At 67.9% G+C, this 16,630-nt stretch carries 14 protein-coding genes, 1 tRNA gene and 1 riboswitch; of the genes, 8 read left to right on the forward strand and 7 right to left on the reverse strand.

Annotated features, from left to right (window positions below):
- The first annotated feature begins 110 nt into the window (after nucleotides 1-110).
- Nucleotides 111-1,145: a zinc-dependent alcohol dehydrogenase family protein gene (locus VIK36_RS03560; RefSeq protein ID WP_324644083.1), complete on the forward strand. Its 1,035-nt coding sequence runs from the start codon at nucleotides 111-113 to the stop codon at nucleotides 1,143-1,145.
- Nucleotides 1,146-1,262: 117 nt separating this feature from the next.
- Here the strand turns inward: VIK36_RS03560 and VIK36_RS03565 are convergent.
- A tRNA-Ser gene (locus VIK36_RS03565) sits at nucleotides 1,263-1,352 on the reverse strand.
- Between the two features lie 110 nt (nucleotides 1,353-1,462).
- Between VIK36_RS03565 and VIK36_RS03570 the strand changes: the two genes are divergently transcribed.
- The 4 genes from VIK36_RS03570 (at nucleotide 1,463) to VIK36_RS03585 (ending at nucleotide 5,614) form a co-directional block, all read left to right on the forward strand.
- A complete protein-coding gene (locus VIK36_RS03570; protein ID WP_324644084.1) occupies nucleotides 1,463-3,019 on the forward strand; it encodes an HNH endonuclease signature motif containing protein in 1,557 nt (518 codons plus the stop codon).
- A 70-nt stretch (nucleotides 3,020-3,089) separates the two neighbouring features.
- Entirely contained in the window at nucleotides 3,090-4,130 is a 1,041-nt protein-coding gene (locus VIK36_RS03575; protein WP_324644085.1) for a dehydrogenase, read from the forward strand.
- Between the two features lie 3 nt (nucleotides 4,131-4,133).
- Entirely contained in the window at nucleotides 4,134-4,529 is a 396-nt protein-coding gene (locus VIK36_RS03580; protein ID WP_324644086.1) for a 6-carboxytetrahydropterin synthase, read from the forward strand.
- Between the two features lie 2 nt (nucleotides 4,530-4,531).
- Nucleotides 4,532-5,614, forward strand: coding sequence for a glycosyltransferase family 4 protein (locus VIK36_RS03585; RefSeq protein ID WP_324644087.1), 1,083 nt, complete (start codon nucleotides 4,532-4,534; stop codon nucleotides 5,612-5,614).
- Here the strand turns inward: VIK36_RS03585 and VIK36_RS03590 are convergent.
- Entirely contained in the window at nucleotides 5,571-6,119 is a 549-nt protein-coding gene (locus VIK36_RS03590) for a nucleoside deaminase (RefSeq protein ID WP_324644088.1), read from the reverse strand. The genes VIK36_RS03585 and VIK36_RS03590 overlap by 44 nt on opposite strands.
- A gap of 55 nt (nucleotides 6,120-6,174) precedes the next feature.
- On the opposite strand from VIK36_RS03590, the gene VIK36_RS03595 reads away from it, so the two are divergent.
- The 3 genes from VIK36_RS03595 to VIK36_RS03605 are packed head-to-tail and all read left to right on the forward strand — an operon-like array spanning nucleotide 6,175 to nucleotide 8,126.
- On the forward strand, nucleotides 6,175-6,999 hold the full coding sequence (locus VIK36_RS03595) for a phosphatase PAP2 family protein (RefSeq protein ID WP_324644089.1): 825 nt from the start codon (nucleotides 6,175-6,177) through the stop codon (nucleotides 6,997-6,999).
- Between the two features lie 12 nt (nucleotides 7,000-7,011).
- Complete coding sequence (gene upp, locus VIK36_RS03600) at nucleotides 7,012-7,647, forward strand: uracil phosphoribosyltransferase (protein WP_141158139.1); 636 nt, start codon at nucleotides 7,012-7,014, stop codon at nucleotides 7,645-7,647.
- Between the two features lie 44 nt (nucleotides 7,648-7,691).
- On the forward strand, nucleotides 7,692-8,126 hold the full coding sequence (locus VIK36_RS03605; protein WP_324644090.1) for a glyoxalase superfamily protein: 435 nt from the start codon (nucleotides 7,692-7,694) through the stop codon (nucleotides 8,124-8,126).
- A 224-nt stretch (nucleotides 8,127-8,350) separates the two neighbouring features.
- On the opposite strand, the gene VIK36_RS03610 is transcribed toward VIK36_RS03605, so the two are convergent.
- The 5 genes from VIK36_RS03610 to VIK36_RS03630 all read right to left on the reverse strand — a co-directional run bounded on the left by VIK36_RS03610 (nucleotide 8,351) and on the right by VIK36_RS03630 (nucleotide 16,618).
- Nucleotides 8,351-9,061, reverse strand: a complete 711-nt coding sequence (locus VIK36_RS03610; RefSeq protein WP_324644091.1) for a hypothetical protein — start codon at nucleotides 9,059-9,061, stop codon at nucleotides 8,351-8,353.
- 5 nt (nucleotides 9,062-9,066) lie between these two features.
- A riboswitch (cyclic di-AMP (ydaO/yuaA leader) is annotated at nucleotides 9,067-9,228 on the reverse strand.
- A gap of 270 nt (nucleotides 9,229-9,498) precedes the next feature.
- Complete coding sequence (locus tag VIK36_RS03615) at nucleotides 9,499-11,625, reverse strand: glycosyltransferase family 39 protein (protein WP_324644092.1); 2,127 nt, start codon at nucleotides 11,623-11,625, stop codon at nucleotides 9,499-9,501.
- Between the two features lie 6 nt (nucleotides 11,626-11,631).
- Nucleotides 11,632-13,710 (reverse strand): glycosyltransferase family 39 protein, encoded by a 2,079-nt coding sequence (locus VIK36_RS03620; protein WP_324644093.1) that lies wholly within the window; start codon nucleotides 13,708-13,710, stop codon nucleotides 11,632-11,634.
- Nucleotides 13,707-15,050, reverse strand: a complete 1,344-nt coding sequence (locus VIK36_RS03625) for a bifunctional glycosyltransferase family 2/GtrA family protein (protein ID WP_324644094.1) — start codon at nucleotides 15,048-15,050, stop codon at nucleotides 13,707-13,709. Before VIK36_RS03625 ends, VIK36_RS03620 begins: the two co-directional genes overlap by 4 nt.
- A gap of 74 nt (nucleotides 15,051-15,124) precedes the next feature.
- Nucleotides 15,125-16,618 carry a HAMP domain-containing sensor histidine kinase gene (locus VIK36_RS03630; protein ID WP_324644095.1) on the reverse strand — a complete coding sequence of 498 codons (1,494 nt, stop codon included), beginning with the start codon at nucleotides 16,616-16,618 and terminating at the stop codon, nucleotides 15,125-15,127.
- Between the last annotated feature and the right edge of the window lie 12 nt (nucleotides 16,619-16,630).

Genomic DNA, 16,630 nt, shown 5'->3' on the forward strand with positions numbered 1-16,630 from the left:
CGGGCACCCTCTTGGGAAGGTTTTTCAGCGCATCGGCGCCACGTGGGAAGATGTCTCGGCCGGAGCCGCTCAAGCATGTGCGCGGCATAACGTCGATATGTGGAGGTCATATGCGCGCGATTGTCTTGGATCAGATAGCAGGCCCGCTCGCCGTCCGGGAGGTTGGAGAGCCTGAGGTGCCGATGGGCGGCGTCGTCATCAGCGTCGTTGCCACGGGGCTCTGCCGCAGCGACTGGCATGCCTGGGCCGGACATGACGACATAGCGCTGCCGCACGTCCCGGGCCACGAGTTCGCCGGAGTCGTTGCCAGTGTCGGTCCGGGAGTGACGAAGTGGACGGCCGGCGACCGGGTTACCGCACCATTCGTCGAGGGCTGCGGCACCTGCCAGTGGTGCCTCGGCGGCAACGCGCAGGTTTGCCCGGAGCAGCAACAGCCTGGCTTCACCCACTGGGGTTCGTTTGCCGGGCAGGTCGTGATCCATGCGGCGGACACCAATCTCGTGGCCATTCCCGAGGGCGTCAGCTTCGAGGCAGCCGCCAGTCTGGGATGCCGGTTCGCCACTGCCTACCGTGCGCTGACCGGCCGGGCGGACCTTAATGCCGATGAATGGGTTACCGTCATCGGGGCAGGCGGCGTGGGGCTCAGCACCGTCATGATCGCCAAGGCACTCGGCGGCAAAGTGATCGCTGTTGACCGGAACCCGGCCGCCCTTGAGGTGGCTGCGCGCCTCGGCGCAGACCACGTCCTGGTTGCAGACGGTTCAGACATTCCGGCGCAGGTGCAGGCCCTCACGGGAGGGAGCCATGTCTCCGTCGACGCCGTCGGCAGCGAGCAGACGTGCGCCGACGCACTCTTGAGCCTGCGCCGCCGGGGCCGGCACGTCCAGATCGGTCTCCTGCCGCCGGTGGAAGGCCACCCCCGTGTGCCCATGGCGCGGGTGATTGCGTGGGAACTGGACGTCTTTGGAAGCCACGGGATGGCCGCGGCGGACTACCCCGGAATGCTCGCCTTGATTGAGTCGGGAGCGCTCGAACCGCAGAAGTTGATCGAACGCGTGATTGGTCTGGAGGAGGCTGCCGAAATGCTGCCCCGGCTTGATACCGCCAATGTTGCGGGCATGACGATGATCGATCCCACCCGCTGAGGCTTTCGTCGCCAACAGGTGGGTAGTCCACATCCTGGCGTCCCTTGGAGGCACCTTTTCCCCGGGATGTAGAAAGGCCCTGCTTCCCTTTTGCAAGGGAAGCAGGGCCTTTCTACGTGGCGGTGACGGTGGGATTTGAACCCACGTTGGCTTTTACACCAAACAACATTTCGAGTGTTGCACCTTCGGCCGCTCGGACACGTCACCAACCTCAATAGGGTACCGGAGCAAGGCCTGCATCCCCAAAACGTGCGTAAGCCAAGCCAGTGCTTCGGCGGCCGGTATTGATTGTCAGACCCCCTTGCCATGATGGGTTCATGGGGAAGGCAGCGGTGGTGAGGGCTTTTGAGGAGGTCCGTGCTGCCCTTGCTGTGCTGAATGCTGAGGTGGATGGGGCCGGTGCAGTGCCGTTTTCTGCGGCGGACCCGTTGGCTGGTTTGGCGGATGGTTGCCTGGACATTTTGGCCGGGTCCCGTGAGGTTGAGGCCGGGATTGCTGCGCTGAAGGCCAGGGCCGCGGTGAAGTACGCGGCCACCGCCTGTGCCGTTGCCGGGCCGGACGTGCCGGTGCAGGCGCAAGAGATGGCGGCCGCGGCGGAAATCGGCTGTGTGCTGGCCTTGGGGCCGCGGGCGGCGGGTTCGTTCCTGGCCACCTCGCACGCCCTCACGGCGACGTTGCCGCGGACGTTGGAGGCTTTGCAGGCCGGGGTGATCTCCTGGCAGCACGCGGTGGTGATGGCGGACGAGACAGCCAGTCTGGATGCCGCGGGGGCTGCGGCGTTGGAAGCCCATTTCCTGGACCCGGACGCACCGGACCCGGCACGGGGGTGCCCGGTGGGTGGGTTGCCGGCGCACCGGTTCAAAGCCAAGGCCCGCACCTGGCGGGAACGCCACCAGGCCGGGTCCATCGAACAACGCCACGCCAAAGCGGTGGCGGACCGGCGGGTGGAGTTCCGGCCGGACCAGGACGGGATGGCCTGGCTCTCCGCGTACCTGCCCGCGGACCAGGCCCAGGCCGGGTGGAACCGGCTCACCGCGACCGCCCGGGCCCTGCAGGGACCGGATGAATGCCGCACCATGACCCAGCTCCGGGCCGACACCTTCGCCAACGCGATCCTCACCAACGGCACACCAAACCACAGCGACACCCGCGGCAGTGACAGCACCAGCGGCAGCTTCACCGAGGGTACGGGTGCGAACGGCAGCTCCGGCGACGGTGCCGTCCGGGACCGTGTGCAGGCGCCGATCCGGGCGCAGGTGCTGGTCACCGTCCCGGTGTTCTCCCTGCTGGGCCTGACCGACGAGGCGGCGATGCTGGACGGGTACGGTCCCATCCCACCGTCAATGGCCCGGGAACTCGTCGCCTCCGGTGCGGGGTCGTTCTACCGGGTGCTGGTGGATCCGCGGGACGGGGCACCACTGGAAATCGGCCGGACAAGCTACCGGGTCGCCGGCGCGATGCGGTCCTGGCTGCGGATGCGGGACGGGAAGTGCCCGTTCCCGGGCTGCAGCAACAACTCCCTGGACAACGACGCCGACCACATCCTCGCCTGGGCCAAGGGCGGTACCACCGGGATCAGCAACCTGGGACAGCCGTGCCCGAAACACCACAAACTCCGCCACACCACCGGATGGAAACCCACACCCGCCACTAAGAACGAACCACCCGGCTGGACCTCACCCACCGGCCGCCACTACCAAAGCGAACACCAGGACTGGGAACCACCACGCTGGCCCTCGGGATTCCTGCAAGGTGAAAGGTACCTGCCAGGTGGGCGCATCATGCCGGGCGAAGAGCTGGTGCCTGAAGAGCTGAGCCTTGCCAAAGAGCGCAGCCTCCTTGAGGAAGCGCTCCTCCAACACCTTGTCTCTTGAAGCAATCAACCCTGCCACGCGGCGTCGGACTTTCCCCGTCCCTGCACGTCCGGTTAGATTCATCAGCAAGATGACAAATTCACAGACTCCGATCCACGCAACCGCATACTGGACCACTGCCAAGGAGCACGGCGAGCTCAGAACCGAGGACGTGCCGGCCCCGGGGCCCGGTGAAGCGTTGGTCCGTGCCCTCTACTCGGGCATCAGCAAGGGCACCGAAATGGTGGTCCACGCCGGGGCAGTGCCGCCGCGGGTCGCGGAAAAAATGCGGGCCCCGCACCAGGAAGGCCAGTTCCCCGGGCCGGTGAAATTCGGCTACCTGTCTGTCGGCATCGTGGAGGAAGGGCCCGAGGGGTGGAAAGGCCAGCGCGTCTTTTGCCTGAACCCGCACCAGGACCTCTACGTGGTTCCGGTGGAGTCCTTGACCAGGATTCCCGACGACGTCCCCTCCCGGCGTGCGGTCCTTACCGGAACGGTGGAAACAGCAGTCAACGCCCTGTGGGAAGCCGGGCCGCGGCTGGGGGACAGGGTTGCGGTCGTGGGTGCAGGCCTGGTGGGCGGCATGGTGGCCACGCTTCTGCGCACTTTCCCGCTGCAACGCCTTCAGCTTGTGGACCTCGATCCCGGCAGGACGCGGCTCGCGGACACCCTGGGCGTGGACTTCGCACACCCCGACGGCGCCCTGGCCGACTGCGACATCGTGTTCCACTGCTCGGCCTCGCAGGAAGGCCTCGAACGCAGCCTGCAGCTGGTCGGCGATGAAGGCGACGTCATCGAGATGTCCTGGTACGCCAACCGGGAAGTCACTGTCCCGCTGGGGGAGGACTTCCACGCACGGCGGCTGTCCATCAGGGCCAGCCAGGTAGGCATGGTGGCGCGTGCGCGGCGCCACCGCCGCACCAATGCGGACCGCCTGGACCTGGCAGTGTCGCTGCTGAAGGATCCCGTCTTCGACGCATTCCTGACCGGCTCTTCCAAGTTCGAGGACCTGCCCGGCGTCGTCCAAAGCCTGGCGGACGGCACCCTGGAAGCGCTGTGCCACGTCGTCGAGTACCCCGCCACCAACCAAGCACCCACCCCAGCCGCCCACGACTCCGAAAACTTGAGGTAACCCATGTTCAGCCTGACAGTCCGCCGCCACTTCATGATTGCCCACAGTCTTCCGCGTGAAGCGTTCGGCCCGGCCCAGGGACTCCACGGGGCAACCTTCGTCGCCGAGGTGACCTTCCGTCGTCGTGCCCTGAACGATGACGCGATCGTCCTGGACATCGGCGCCGCCGGAACCATCATCGAGGAAGTGCTGGCTGGCCTGAACTACCGCAACCTCGACGAGCACCCGGATTTCGAAGGCAAGCTCACCACCACGGAAGCGCTCGCCCAGTACATCGCCCAGGAAGTCGCCGCCAGGATCAAGGACAGCGACGACGGCCGCGAACTCGCAGGCCTCGACGTCACGCTGCGCGAGAATCCGGATGCGTGGGCCGCCTATTCCCTGGACCTCACCGCCTGACCGTGCGCCACATCCGGCTGCTGGTCCCCGGCAACATCCGCCACAGCTCAGGCGGCAACGTCTACAACGCCCGCCTGGTTGCAGGGTTGCGGGAACTTGGCGCCGCGGTGGACGTGATCAGTGTTGAGGGGGACTGGCCGCAAGCCGGCGCCACCGGACGACGCCGGCTGGGCACCTTCCTCGAAGCAAGCGAACGTGGGGCGGGCCCGGGGCGGCCAGTGGCGATCGTTGACGGGCTGGTGGCCGTTGGTGCCCCGGCTGAGCTGGAAGCCGCGGCCCGCACGGGACAGGAAACATGGGTGCTGGTGCATATGCCGGTGCCGGAAAGTTCAGGCGCATCAGCCCTTGCAGACGAGGCCAGGGCTCTCAGGGCAGCAGCCGGTGTGATCTGCACCAGCACCTGGGCAGCGTCGGTCCTGATCGAAAGAGGGCTTCCGCAGGCACACGTCGCCCTGCCCGGAGTCGACCCCGCAGCCCAAGCCGGCGGTTCCACGCCTCCGCACCTGGCAGTGGTCGCCGCCTTGCTGCCCAACAAGGACCAGATGCTGGCTGTGGAAGCACTCGCCCTGGTCCAGGACCTCCCTTGGACCGCGTCCCTGGTGGGCTCGGACCAGGCAGACCCCAACTACGCGCGGAAAGTCCGGGCTGCCATCACGGAGAACGCCCTGCAGGAACGGGTGCGGTTCACCGGTGAGCTCGCCGGCGAAGCGCTGGAAGCTGAATGGGCGCGGACGGATCTCAGCCTCCTGGTGTCCCGGCAGGAGGCGTTCGGCATGGCCGTCACCGAGTCCCTGGCTCATGGCATCCCGGTCCTGGTCCGTGAAGGGACAGGGGCGGTTGAGGCGCTGGGGCTGGCGGGTTTAACAGCGGCCGACGGCGGACCCCGGCTTCCCGGGGCAGCGCTGCCACTTCCGGAAGGTGGTCAGGAAAGCCCGGGCCTGCTGGCCGGCGTCCTGCGCCACTGGCTTCAGGACCCGGACACCAGGGAAAGCTGGCGCGCAGCAGCGCTGGAGGGGCGGACACGCCTTCCGGACTGGAGTGCTACGGCAAGGGGAGTGCTGGCCCTGCTGGCGGAACAGGACTAGAAGTTGCTCCGCGGTGCCCGGCGAAAAACTCGCGCAGCAACAAGGCGCACTCGTCCTCGCGGACTCCCGAATACACCTCAACCCAGTGGTTGAGCCGGCGTTCGCGGAGGATGTCGAACACCGAGCCTGCGGCGCCGGCCTTCTCGTCCCAGGCCCCGAACACCACCCGCGGGATCCGGGCCAGGACAATTGCTCCGGCACACATTGCGCAGGGTTCCAGGGTGACCACCAGCGTGCAGTCGGACAACCGCCAGCCATCGCCGCGGCCGCCGTCGAGCCGTGCCCGTTGCTGCAGCCGCCCCGCCGCTTCCCGGATGGCCACCACCTCGGCATGGGCCGTAGGGTCGCCCAGTTCCTCCCGCTGGTTCCGGCCGGAACCCAGCACCCCGCCGTCGGGCCCTATCACCACGGCGCCGATGGGAACATCCTCCGTGGCGAGCGCGCTGCGTGCTTCCGCCAGGGCAAGGCCCATCCAGGCATCATGTTTCTTTTCGGGCAACGGCATGGCTCAATGATAGTTTCGGGGATACTCAGGTTACTTACGGATGCCGGGAGGCACCATGGACACTCTTCGGGATCGGCTAGGTCTCTGGTTCAAACCTTACGCGGCGCTCGTCCTCACCATCCTTGTGGGCGGCGTCATCATCGTGTCCCTGGCTTTGCTGGGCGCCGAGGTGTACGACAACGTGGTGGATTCTGCCGGCCTGGCCAACCTGGACAAGCCTGCCCTGGCCCTGGCCGAGAGCCTGCGCAGCCCCGGACTTGATGCGTTCGTTACCGGCTTCACCAACATCGGCGGCGGCATCGGCATGCCCATCCTTGCCAGCATCCTCACCGCCTGGTTGACGTTCCTCAGCCGGAACTGGCGCCCGCTCGTCCTGATCGGCGGTGCGGCGGGGGTCTCCATCATGGCCACCACCTTTGGCAAGAAACTGGTGGGCCGCACCCGCCCGGACCATGCGGACGCGGTGCCTCCTTACGAGGATTCGCCCTCCTTCCCCAGCGGCCACACCCTGAATACCACCGTGGTGATCAGCCTGGTGGCCTACCTCATCTGCCTCCAGTTCAACACCATGCTGGTGCGCGTCACCGCCATCACGGCCGGCGCGCTCTTCATCATCGCCATGGGGCTGAGCCGCGTCTTCCTTGGCCATCACTGGCTGACGGACGTTACGGCCGGGTGGTTGCTGGGCCTCACCTGGGTGGGCGTGGTGATCCTGGCGCACAGGCTGTTCCACCTGGTCCGCAGGCGGGAGCACGCCGGTGCGGCTCCGTCGTTCGACCGTCCGATCGTCCGTGATGTGGTGGCAGAGGAAGTGCACCACCACGGCGACGGCGGCAAGGAGCATGCCCGCGGCAGCCACAACAAGGACACCGCCGGATGATAGTTTTGGGGGATGCGTACTCTCGTTGTTGACCACCCCCTGGTCGCCCACAAGCTCACCGTCCTGCGGGACAAGAACACGCCGTCGCCGGTCTTCCGCCAGCTGACGGAAGAGCTGGTGACCCTGTTGGCCTACGAAGCCACGCGGGAGGTCCGCACGGAGCCCGTCACCATCGAGACGCCCGTCAGCACCACCATCGGCACGGCGTTCACCAAGCCCACCCCGCTGGTTGTCCCCATCCTGCGCGCAGGCCTGGGCATGCTGGAGGGCATGACCAAGCTGGTCCCCACCGCCGAGGTGGGCTTCCTGGGCATGGCCCGGGACGAGGAGACGCTGGACATCATCACCTATGCGGAGCGCCTGCCGGAGGACCTGACCGGCCGCCAGGTGTTCGTCCTGGACCCCATGCTGGCCACCGGTGGCACGTTGCGCGAGGCCATCAAGTTCCTGTTTAAGCGGGGCGCGTCGGACGTCACCTGCATCTGCCTGCTGGCGGCCCCGGAGGGCCTGGCCAAGCTGGAGGAGGAACTGGGCGACGCAAACGTGCACATCGTCCTGGCCTCCATCGACGAGAAACTCAACGAGAAGTCCTACATCGTTCCCGGCCTGGGTGACGCCGGCGACCGCCTGTACGGCATCGCAGGGTAGTTTTCACCCTTTTTTGAAGCCGTCCCCGCGGTTAGCCTGTGCGGATGGACTGGAAACTGGAACTTGTCTATGTCCCCGTGTCCGACGTTGACCGGGCCAAGGATTTCTACGTCAACAAGGTGGGCTTCAACGCCGACTACGACGAGCGGCCTTCGGACGACATCCGCTTTGTGCAGTTGACCCCGCCCGGGTCGGCCTGCTCCATCTGCATGGGCGAGGGGCTCCTGGACGCCCCACCCGGCACGGGAACCACGCTCCAGATGGTGGTGGACGACATCCAGGCAGCGCACGACCACCTGAGGAACAATGGTGTGGACGTCAGTGACATCGAAGTGCTGCCCTGGGGCCACTTTGTCTACTTCGCCGATCCTGATGGCAACAAGTGGTCCGTCCAGTACATCCCGTGGCGGAACGCCGGGCCGGACGCAACCCCAAGCACCGCGGCCCAAAGCACCGCAACCCCAAGCACCGCACCATGAGGCACTGCAGCTGAAGCACCTTGAGGGTTAAGGCAGCCTGGGATTAAAGCACCACGGCCCGCATCCCTATGGATGCGGGCCGTCGATGACGCTGCAATTCCCTGCTGTGGCCCTGCCCAAGGCGTACGACGGCGGGGAGCCGGCACGCGCCGTCGGCCGCGGTCAATGCAGGGGAGGCTCCGCGGAAGGTGGTCCTTCGGCGCGCAGCCGCAGGGGAGCGGTGGCTAGTACCAGTTGTGCGCCAGGTGGAAGTTGAGCGCACCGCACGGGGAGGCATAGCTGAGCTTGATGTAGTTCAGGCCCCAGTTGATCTGCGTGCGGTAATTGGTGAGGTAGTCGGCGCCGGAGCTGGCCATCTTCTCAGCAGGGAGGGACTGGACGATTCCGTACGCACCGCTGCTGGGATTAGTGGCCGTAGTGGTCCAGTCCGATTCCTTGGTCCACAGCGTCTGGAGGCACTGCATCTGGTCCGGACCCCATCCGTACGTGGCCAACTGGCTGGCGGCGTAGGCCTGGGCGCCGGCGGGGTCATTGACCGCGACGACGGGTGCCGGCTCCGGAGCCGGGGCGGGCTCGGGTGCGGGTACAGGTGCAGGGGCCGGCGCGGGGGCGGCGGGTGCCGGGGCCGCGGGAGCGGGCTCCGCCGCCTGTGGAGCCACTGCGATTGCAGCGGGAGCGGGGCTCGCCGCCGGGTTGGAACGGATCTCACTCTTCTCGATGCTCATTTGGGCATCGGACGCTGCCTGAGTTGCCTGGGTTGATGACACCGGGGCCATGCTGCTGGTGGCCTGGCCGGCTGCGCCGACCCCAACCAGCACCGCGCAGGATACTGCGAGGATTCCGGCCCGGCGGCCCAGGGTGGTTTTCTTTGCCTGCTGCGTGGCCTTATGTTTAGCCTTGGCATGCAGGCGTGCTTCTGCCGTGTTTTTGAACATGATTGATCGCCTCTCACACCTGCGGAGTTAGCTGTCGGGTTCGGATGAGGGCATCCGGCCGTACGGGAAAATCACGTACTGGCTTAACCCCAAGGGCATTCATTGCCCGGGACGGTGGGTCCCCCGCCTCTGCCGTTGCTCAATCGGAAATCCGGGGAAGCGGCAGAGCTTGGCGTCAACCCGGGATATGCGGCCCGAACGGGGACCGCACCCAGTCGACGGTACAGGAAGATCAAGTGAAAGTCACATTTAGGTAACGGAAGTCACGGCCGGCAGCGCGTCGAGTTGCCTGGCTGCGACGGGGAGTATCCGGGTGGGGACCTGCCCGGCCGGGCATCATGCAGCCCCGCCGGGTGGGTACCTGCCGTGCCGGGCACCATGCAGCCCCGGCACTCGCGTGCCAAGCCATCATGCAGCCCGGGCCCGGGCGTCCTCCGCTAGTGGCCGGTCAGTTCGTAGACCGTAGTGTCGCCAATGCTCTGCGACGTGAAATTGGCTGCCACCCACTCCGCGATCCGGGTGGCAGCGTCGGAACCGCTGTTGGAGCGCATGGCTCCGCCGCCGATGAAGTAATGGATCTCTCCCAGGGCTACCAGGTCCTGGAACTGCGCCAACGTGGGGGAGGGGTCGGTACCGTTGAAGCCGCCCACCGCCATGACCGGCAGCTCCGTTGCCAGTTGGTAACCTGCGGCGTTGTTGGAGCCCACCACGGCCGCGGCCCAGGTGTAACTCGAGGCGCTGCTCTTGAGCGCGGCGACCAGATCAGCCGACGGCGTGGGCGCACCCAGGAGGCCGCCCGCGCCACCCCCGCGGCCGCCGGCGAAGCCCGTGCCGCCCTGGGCATTCGGCTGCCGGAAGCCCTGCCCCGTATTGCCCTGTGCCGTACTGCCCGGGTTTGTGTTGCCCTGCCCCGCAATACCTGTAGGGCCGGTGCTGTTCGCGCCGGAGCCGTTCCGGCTGTTCCGGACGCCGGCGGGGGCACCGCCTGGCCCTGCGCCGAATCCGGAAATGGGGCCGGCACTGACAATTGCCCCACTGTGCGCTGTGGACGCGGTGGAGATGGAGAAGGCCAGCGGCCCGGCGAGCGTTGCAGCGATGGCCAGCGCCGCCGTCGTCCGCTGCACCGAACGCATGCCCAGGAACTGGCTGAAGCCCGCGCCTGCTGCCCCGGCCAGCCCGCCTGCAAGGACCACCCACCGCAGCCACGGACCGTAGGCCGAGGTGGTGCCCAGCAGGAAGAACGCCGTCAGGGCTGCCGCGGCCACTGCAGCCGCGAGCCCGATTGCGGCGGCCGCCTGCTGCCTGCGCTGCCACAGCAGACCTGCACCCAGGCCGGTCAGCCCGGCGATGCCCGGCGCCAGCGCCACCGCGTAGTAGGGGTGGATGATGCCTGCCATGAAGCTGAACACCAGGCCGGTCACCAGCACCCAGGAGCCCCAGACCAGCACGGACGCCCGCACCGGATCCGTCCGCGATGCACGCCTGCCGACCCACAGCAGGCCGGCCGCAAGGATCAGGGCGGAGGGCAGCAGCCAGGCGATCTGGCCACCGAACTCATTGTTGAACATCCGGAACAGGCCGGGAACGCCCCAGCCGTTGCCGCCACCCACGCTGCCCGTTTCGTCGCCCGTCAGCCGGCCCAGTCCGTTGTAGCCAAGGGTCAGCTCCAGGATGGAGTTGTCCTGCGAACCGCCAATGTAGGGCCGCATGTTGGCCGGCGTCAGCTGCACGGCCACGAGCCACCAGCCCGCGGAAACCACCATCGCCGCCCCCGCCGCGGCCAGCCGCAGCACGCGCCGGCCCAGCCTGCCCGGCCCCGCAACCGTGTAGGCCACGGCAAAACCGGGAACCACCAGCAGGACCTGCAGCTGCTTGGCCAGGAATCCAAAGCCCAGGAACACCCCGGCCAGCAGGAGCCAGCGCAGCCGGTCCTCCTGGACCGCGCGGAGTACCGCGTACGCGGCCGCCGTCATGAGCAGCACCAGCAGGGCATCCGGGTTGTTGAACCGGAACATCAGTGTGGCAACCGGGGTGAGGGCCAACACCGCGGCCCCCAGCAAACCCGCCCGGTGGGCGGTGGTGGCATCTCCGGTGGCGTGCGCCGCGGCCCGGCGAACGGACAGGTAGAGCAGCCAGACGGCGGCAACGCCCATCAGCGCTTGCGGAACCAGGATGCTCCACGGGTTCAGCCCAAAGAGCCGGACCGACAACCCCATGACCCACAGGGAGGCCGGCGGCTTGTCCACGGTGATGGAGTTGGCGGCGTCAGAGGAACCGAAGAACCAGGCAGTCCAGTCCTGTGAGCCGGCCTGGGCGGCAGCGGAGTAGAAGGCGTTGGCCCAGCCGGACGCCCCGAGGTTCCAGAGGTACAGAACCGCCGCGCCCGCCAGCAGCGCTGCCAGTTCCAGGTGCCGCCGGCGGGCCAGGGGATCCCGATGCCGGCTGGCGGGCCGGGTCCCCTGGGCCGTGGCGGCCCCGCCCCCTCCCGACGCACGGGGCAGGAGGGGGCGCGTGAACCCGGTTGTTGGGCTTGAAGGCATGGAGCTGGGGTAGTGGCTGGCCATGGCGGGCTACTTGGTCAGGTCGTAGACAGTGGAATTGCCCACGGTCTGGGCCTGGAAGTTGGCCTGCACCCAGGCGGCCACCTCCGAGTTGCCGCCCCGGCCGCCCATGCCGCCGCCCATGCCGCCGCCCTGGATGTAATATCCGATCTCACCCTTGGATACCATGTCCTGGAACTGGGCGAGCGTGGGGTACGGATCCCCGCCGTTCCACCCGCCGAGCGCGATGACGTTGGTGTTCGTGGCAAGTTCCAGGCTGGCTGCCTGGCTGGCGCCGGAGACGATCGCGGACCACTTCGTGGTGGTGGAGGAGAGCAACGCGGTCACTGCGGCATCGGCCGTTCCCTCGCCGGGCCCGCCCGCTCCGCCGGGACCACCGGCCCCGTCGGCTGCGCCGCCCATTCCGTTTGCGGGGTCAAACCCGTTAGCGGGGTCTAACCTGTCGGTTCCGGTGGCGGTGTCCGTGCCGCCGGTGCGGTCGCCGCGGAAACCAGCTGCCCGGTTCCCAAAGCCGCCTGCCGCCGAACCTGCGGGCCCCGACGTCGGAATGGAACCCGAATGCGCGGACGCCGCGGTGGCGACGGTCCAGGCACCCGCCCCGACTCCTCCGGCCAGGAGGGATACGACGACGACGGCGGCAGCGCCCGCGCGCCGGAACCGTCCGGCCGTGCCAAGGCCGTCAACGCGGAGCAGGAGGCCCGCGGCTGCAAGGACGCCAAGGACGATGACGACGATGCGCAGCCAGGGGAGCCAGGACGCGTCGCGGCCCAGGAGGACCGCCGACCAGATGGAGGTGCCCAGGACGGTTGCGGCCAGGACAATCCTGGCCGGCCAGGAGGCCCGGCCGCGCCAGAGCTCCACCGCGCCGGTTCCCACCAGTGCCGCGATCGCCGGTGCCAGCGCCACGGAGTAGTACGGGTGGACAATGCCGCTCATGAAACTGAACACACCCGCGGTGACCAGGAGCCAGCCGCCCCACAGGATCAGCGACGCGCGGCCCATCGAAGTGCGGGCTTCCCGCCGGGTGAACCAGAGGCCGGCAGCCAGCAGGACGAGGGCGGCGGGCAGCAGCCATGACACTTCGCCGCCAAAGCTCGTCCCGAACATCCGCAGCAGGCCAGCAGCCCCGCCGAATCCGCTGTTGCCCCCGCCGAAACCGCCGCGGGGACCGCCGGCCGCACCGCCCGCTCCGCCGCCGGGCATGCCTTCACCCGAGCCGGTGATGCGGGCCAGGCCGTTGTAGCCGAAGGTCAGCTCCAGGAAGCTGTTGGTGGTGGAGCCGGCCATGTACGGCCGGGCCGAAGCCGGTGTCAGCTGGAAGAGGGCGATGTAGCTGCCGGCAACCACGATGATGCCTCCCAGCGCGCCCATGAGGTGCACCAGCCGGCGACCGATCGAGGTGGGGGCTGCCCACAGGTAGGCCAGTCCCAGCGCCGGAACGACCAGGAAGCCCTGCAGCATCTTGGTGAGGAAAGCCAGGCCGATCACGGCTCCAGCCGCAACAAGCCACTTCCAGCCCGCCCGTTCGGTGGCCCGGATGGTGAAGTATGCCGCCAGCACCAGGCACAGGGTGAGCATGGCGTCGGGGTTGTTGAACTTGAACATGAGCGCAGCCACTGGCGTCAGCGCCAGCGCGGCGCCGGCCAGCAGGCCTGCGGCCGGTCCTGAGACCCTCTTGACCGCCAGGTAGAGGACGCCGACGGCGGCCACGCCCACGAGTGCCTCGGGCACCAGCATGCTGAGGGACGAGAATCCGAAAATGCGGCCCGCCAGGGCTGGAATCCACAGTGCCGCCGGGGGCTTGTCAACCGTGATGGCGTTTCCGGCGTCGAGCGATCCGAAGAGGAACGCGGTCCAGTCCTTGGTACCCGCCTGGATGGCCGCGGCGTAGAACGAGTTCCCGTAGCCGGTGGCGGCAAGGTTCCACAGGTACAGGACCGCCGTGGCCACCAGGAGCGCGGCGGCCGAGGGACGCACCCAGCGCGGGGCGGGTTGTGAAGCTCCCGCGGCAGAGGCCGGGCCGCCGGCGTTTGCGGGCCGCGGTGTGGCAGTTGAGCCGGTGCCTGCCGGTGAGATGGTGGAGGTCATGGTGCACCCGTTTCTGTGGAGGTGGTGGCGTGGGTTGTCTTGTTGGTGCCGGCTCCCCGGAAGACCCAGAGCCGGAACAGCAGGAACCGCACTGCCGTGGCAGCCAGGTTCGCCGCCACCACGGTGAGGACTTCCATCCACCGGTCGGGCGTCGTGGTCCGGTGGACCAGGGCGAGCGCCCCGGAGGTGAGCACCAGGCCGATGCCGAACACGATCAGCCCCTCAAAATGGTGCCGGACCGGGTTTCCGCCCTGGATCCCGAACGTGAAGCGCCGGTTGGCCCCGGTATTGGCCACGGCCGTGACCAGCAGGGCAAGGAAGTTGGCCAGCTGCGGATCCATGAAGCCCCGGCAGAACAGGAAGATCAGCAGGTAGGCCAGCGTTGAGGCGGCGCCGATGGCGGCGAACCGGACCAGCTGGCCGAACAGGCTGCTGCCGCGGGTCTGTTCGCCAGCCCGGGACGACGCCGGGAGCGGGCCTCTGGCAAGGGCGGCGCGCAGTTCCGGAACCGGGATGCGCCCGTAGACCAGGTCGCGGGTGAGCCGGGCCATTCCACGGACGTCGGCCAGCGCTGTGCGGACCACGTCCACACTGGAGTCGGGATCGTCGACCCAGTCCACGGGAACTTCGTGGACGCGCAGGCCGCAGCGCTCAGCCAGGACCAGGAGCTCGGTGTCGAAGAACCAGGAATTGTCAACGGTGTAGGGGAGGATCTGCTGCGCGACGTCGGCACGGATTGCTTTGAATCCGCACTGGGCGTCACTGAACCGGGCAGCCATCAGCGAGTGGAGCATCAGGTTGTAGCTGCGCGAGATGAACTCCCGCTTGGGTCCGCGGACAACCCGGGAGTTGCGGGTCAGCCGGGTGCCGATTGCGAGGTCGGAGTGCCCGGAAATCAGGGGTGCCAGCAACGGGGGCAGGGCTGCCAGGTCGGTGGAAAGGTCCACGTCCATGTAGGCCAGGACCGGCGACGGGGACGCGAGCCATACCTTGCGCAGCGCGTTCCCGCGACCCTTCTCATCGAGGTGTACCACGGCGACCTCCGGGAACTCGCGGGCCAGCCGTTCGGCGATCTTCAGGGTGCCGTCCGTGCTTGCGTTGTCCGCCACGGTGATCCGGAAGCTGTGCGGGAAGGTGTCGCGCAGGTGTCCGTGGAGCCTGCGGAGGCATTCCTCAAGGTCGCGCTCCTCGTTGAAGACGGGGATGGTGACATCAAGGACGGGGACTGCGGTGCGGGTGTCCACGGGCGCGCGCCGTACGGCACGTCCCGGGGAGGGAAGGCCCGGCGGCGCCACCGCGGCGTCCTGCAGGGTTCCTGAAGTGTGGTCGGTGAGCGTCATGCATCAAGAGTGGCGCTGCCTGATTTGAAGGCTTTAGGCACAACCTGTGACGCGGCTGTGTAAGTCGTGGCGCTTCAGGGCTGCGCGGGTCCGGCCGCCGGAAGGCGGACCGCGAACTCGGTCCTGCCCGGCCGTGATACCAGTTCCACGGTGCCGCCGTGGGCCATGACAATCGATTCGACGATGGACAGCCCGAGGCCCGAAGAACCCTCGGAGCCGGAGCCTTCCGAGCCGGAACGGGCGGCGTCGGCCCGGGTGAAGCGCGAGAAAATACTGCCCTGGAATTCGGCCGGGATGCCGGGCCCGTCGTCGGTAACCGTAACCACCACGCTGCCGTCGGCCGAGCGCATCACGCCGGTGGTCACGGTTGTGCCGGCCGGGGTGTGCTTCCGGGCGTTGGAGAGCAGGTTGGCCAGCACCTGGTGGAGCTGGGTGGTGTCCCCGCGGACCGTGACGGGTTCGTCGGGCAACTGCAGCTGCCACGTGTGGTCCGGGGCCATGACCTTTTCGTCGCTGACGGTTTCCACCACCAGTTGGGTCAGGTCCACGTCGGTGGCTTCGGTTGCCTTGCCCTCGTCCAGCCGTGCCAGCAGCAACAGGTCCTCCACCAGCGCTGTCATGCGCTCCGACTGGCTTTGAACACGGCCCAGCGACTTCTGGCCGTCCTCGGTCAAGGGTTCAGTCATGCGCATCAGCTCGGTGTACCCGCGGATAGCGGTCAGCGGTGTTCGAAGTTCATGGGACGCGTCGGCAACAAACTGGCGCACCTTCGTCTCGCTCCGCTGGCGTGCCTCCAGCGCACTGGAGACGTTGTCCAGCATCAGGTTCAGGGCGTGGCCCACGCTGCCCACCTCGGTGGTGGGATGCGCCGCAGAGGGCGGCACCCGGACAGCGAGCGCAACCTCACCGGCGTCCAGGGGGAGCTTGGACACTTTGGTGGCGACGTCGGACAACTGTTCCAGCGGCCGCATGGTCCGGCGGATCAGGGCAGTGCCGGCCAACCCGATCAGGACCAGGCCGCCCAGCGAAACCAGCACCATCGTCAGGACCAGCGAGGCCTCGGTGCTTTGTTTCGTTGCCAGTGGCAGGCCGGTGATCACCACATCGCCGTACGGGGTTTCGGTTGCCATCAGCCGGTAGTCGCCGTTGGACAGCTCGCGGTCCACCGGCATGCCGTCGTGGGGGAGCGCCTGCAGGGTGGCCGCGTCCCGTGCGGTCAGGGCTGTGCGGGTGGCGTCCGAGGAAAGGAATCCGGCTTCCCGGCTGACCTGTCCGCCCACCACCCTTGCATTGAGCGTTCCCACGCTTTGTCCGCGTGCGTCGAGGGGGTCGGGACGGCCGGACGGGTTGCCTTCCGGCGGCCGGCCGCGGGACGCCAGCTTCAGCTGGGCGTCCAGCTGGTTGGTGAGGACCACATCCATGGAGGCATAGCTGACCACGCCGATCGCACTGGAAATTGCCACCAGGAGGGCCATGGAGAGCAGGATCAGGCGGGTGCGGAGGTGCCAGGTTGAGGGGTTGAACCAGGAGCGGCCGGCAGGCCGGGGGACACCGGAAAGCGATGACATGCGTGTCCCCGG

The sequence above is a fragment of the Pseudarthrobacter sp. LT1 genome, assembly GCF_035621795.1.
In the GTDB taxonomy this organism is placed as follows: domain Bacteria; phylum Actinomycetota; class Actinomycetes; order Actinomycetales; family Micrococcaceae; genus Arthrobacter.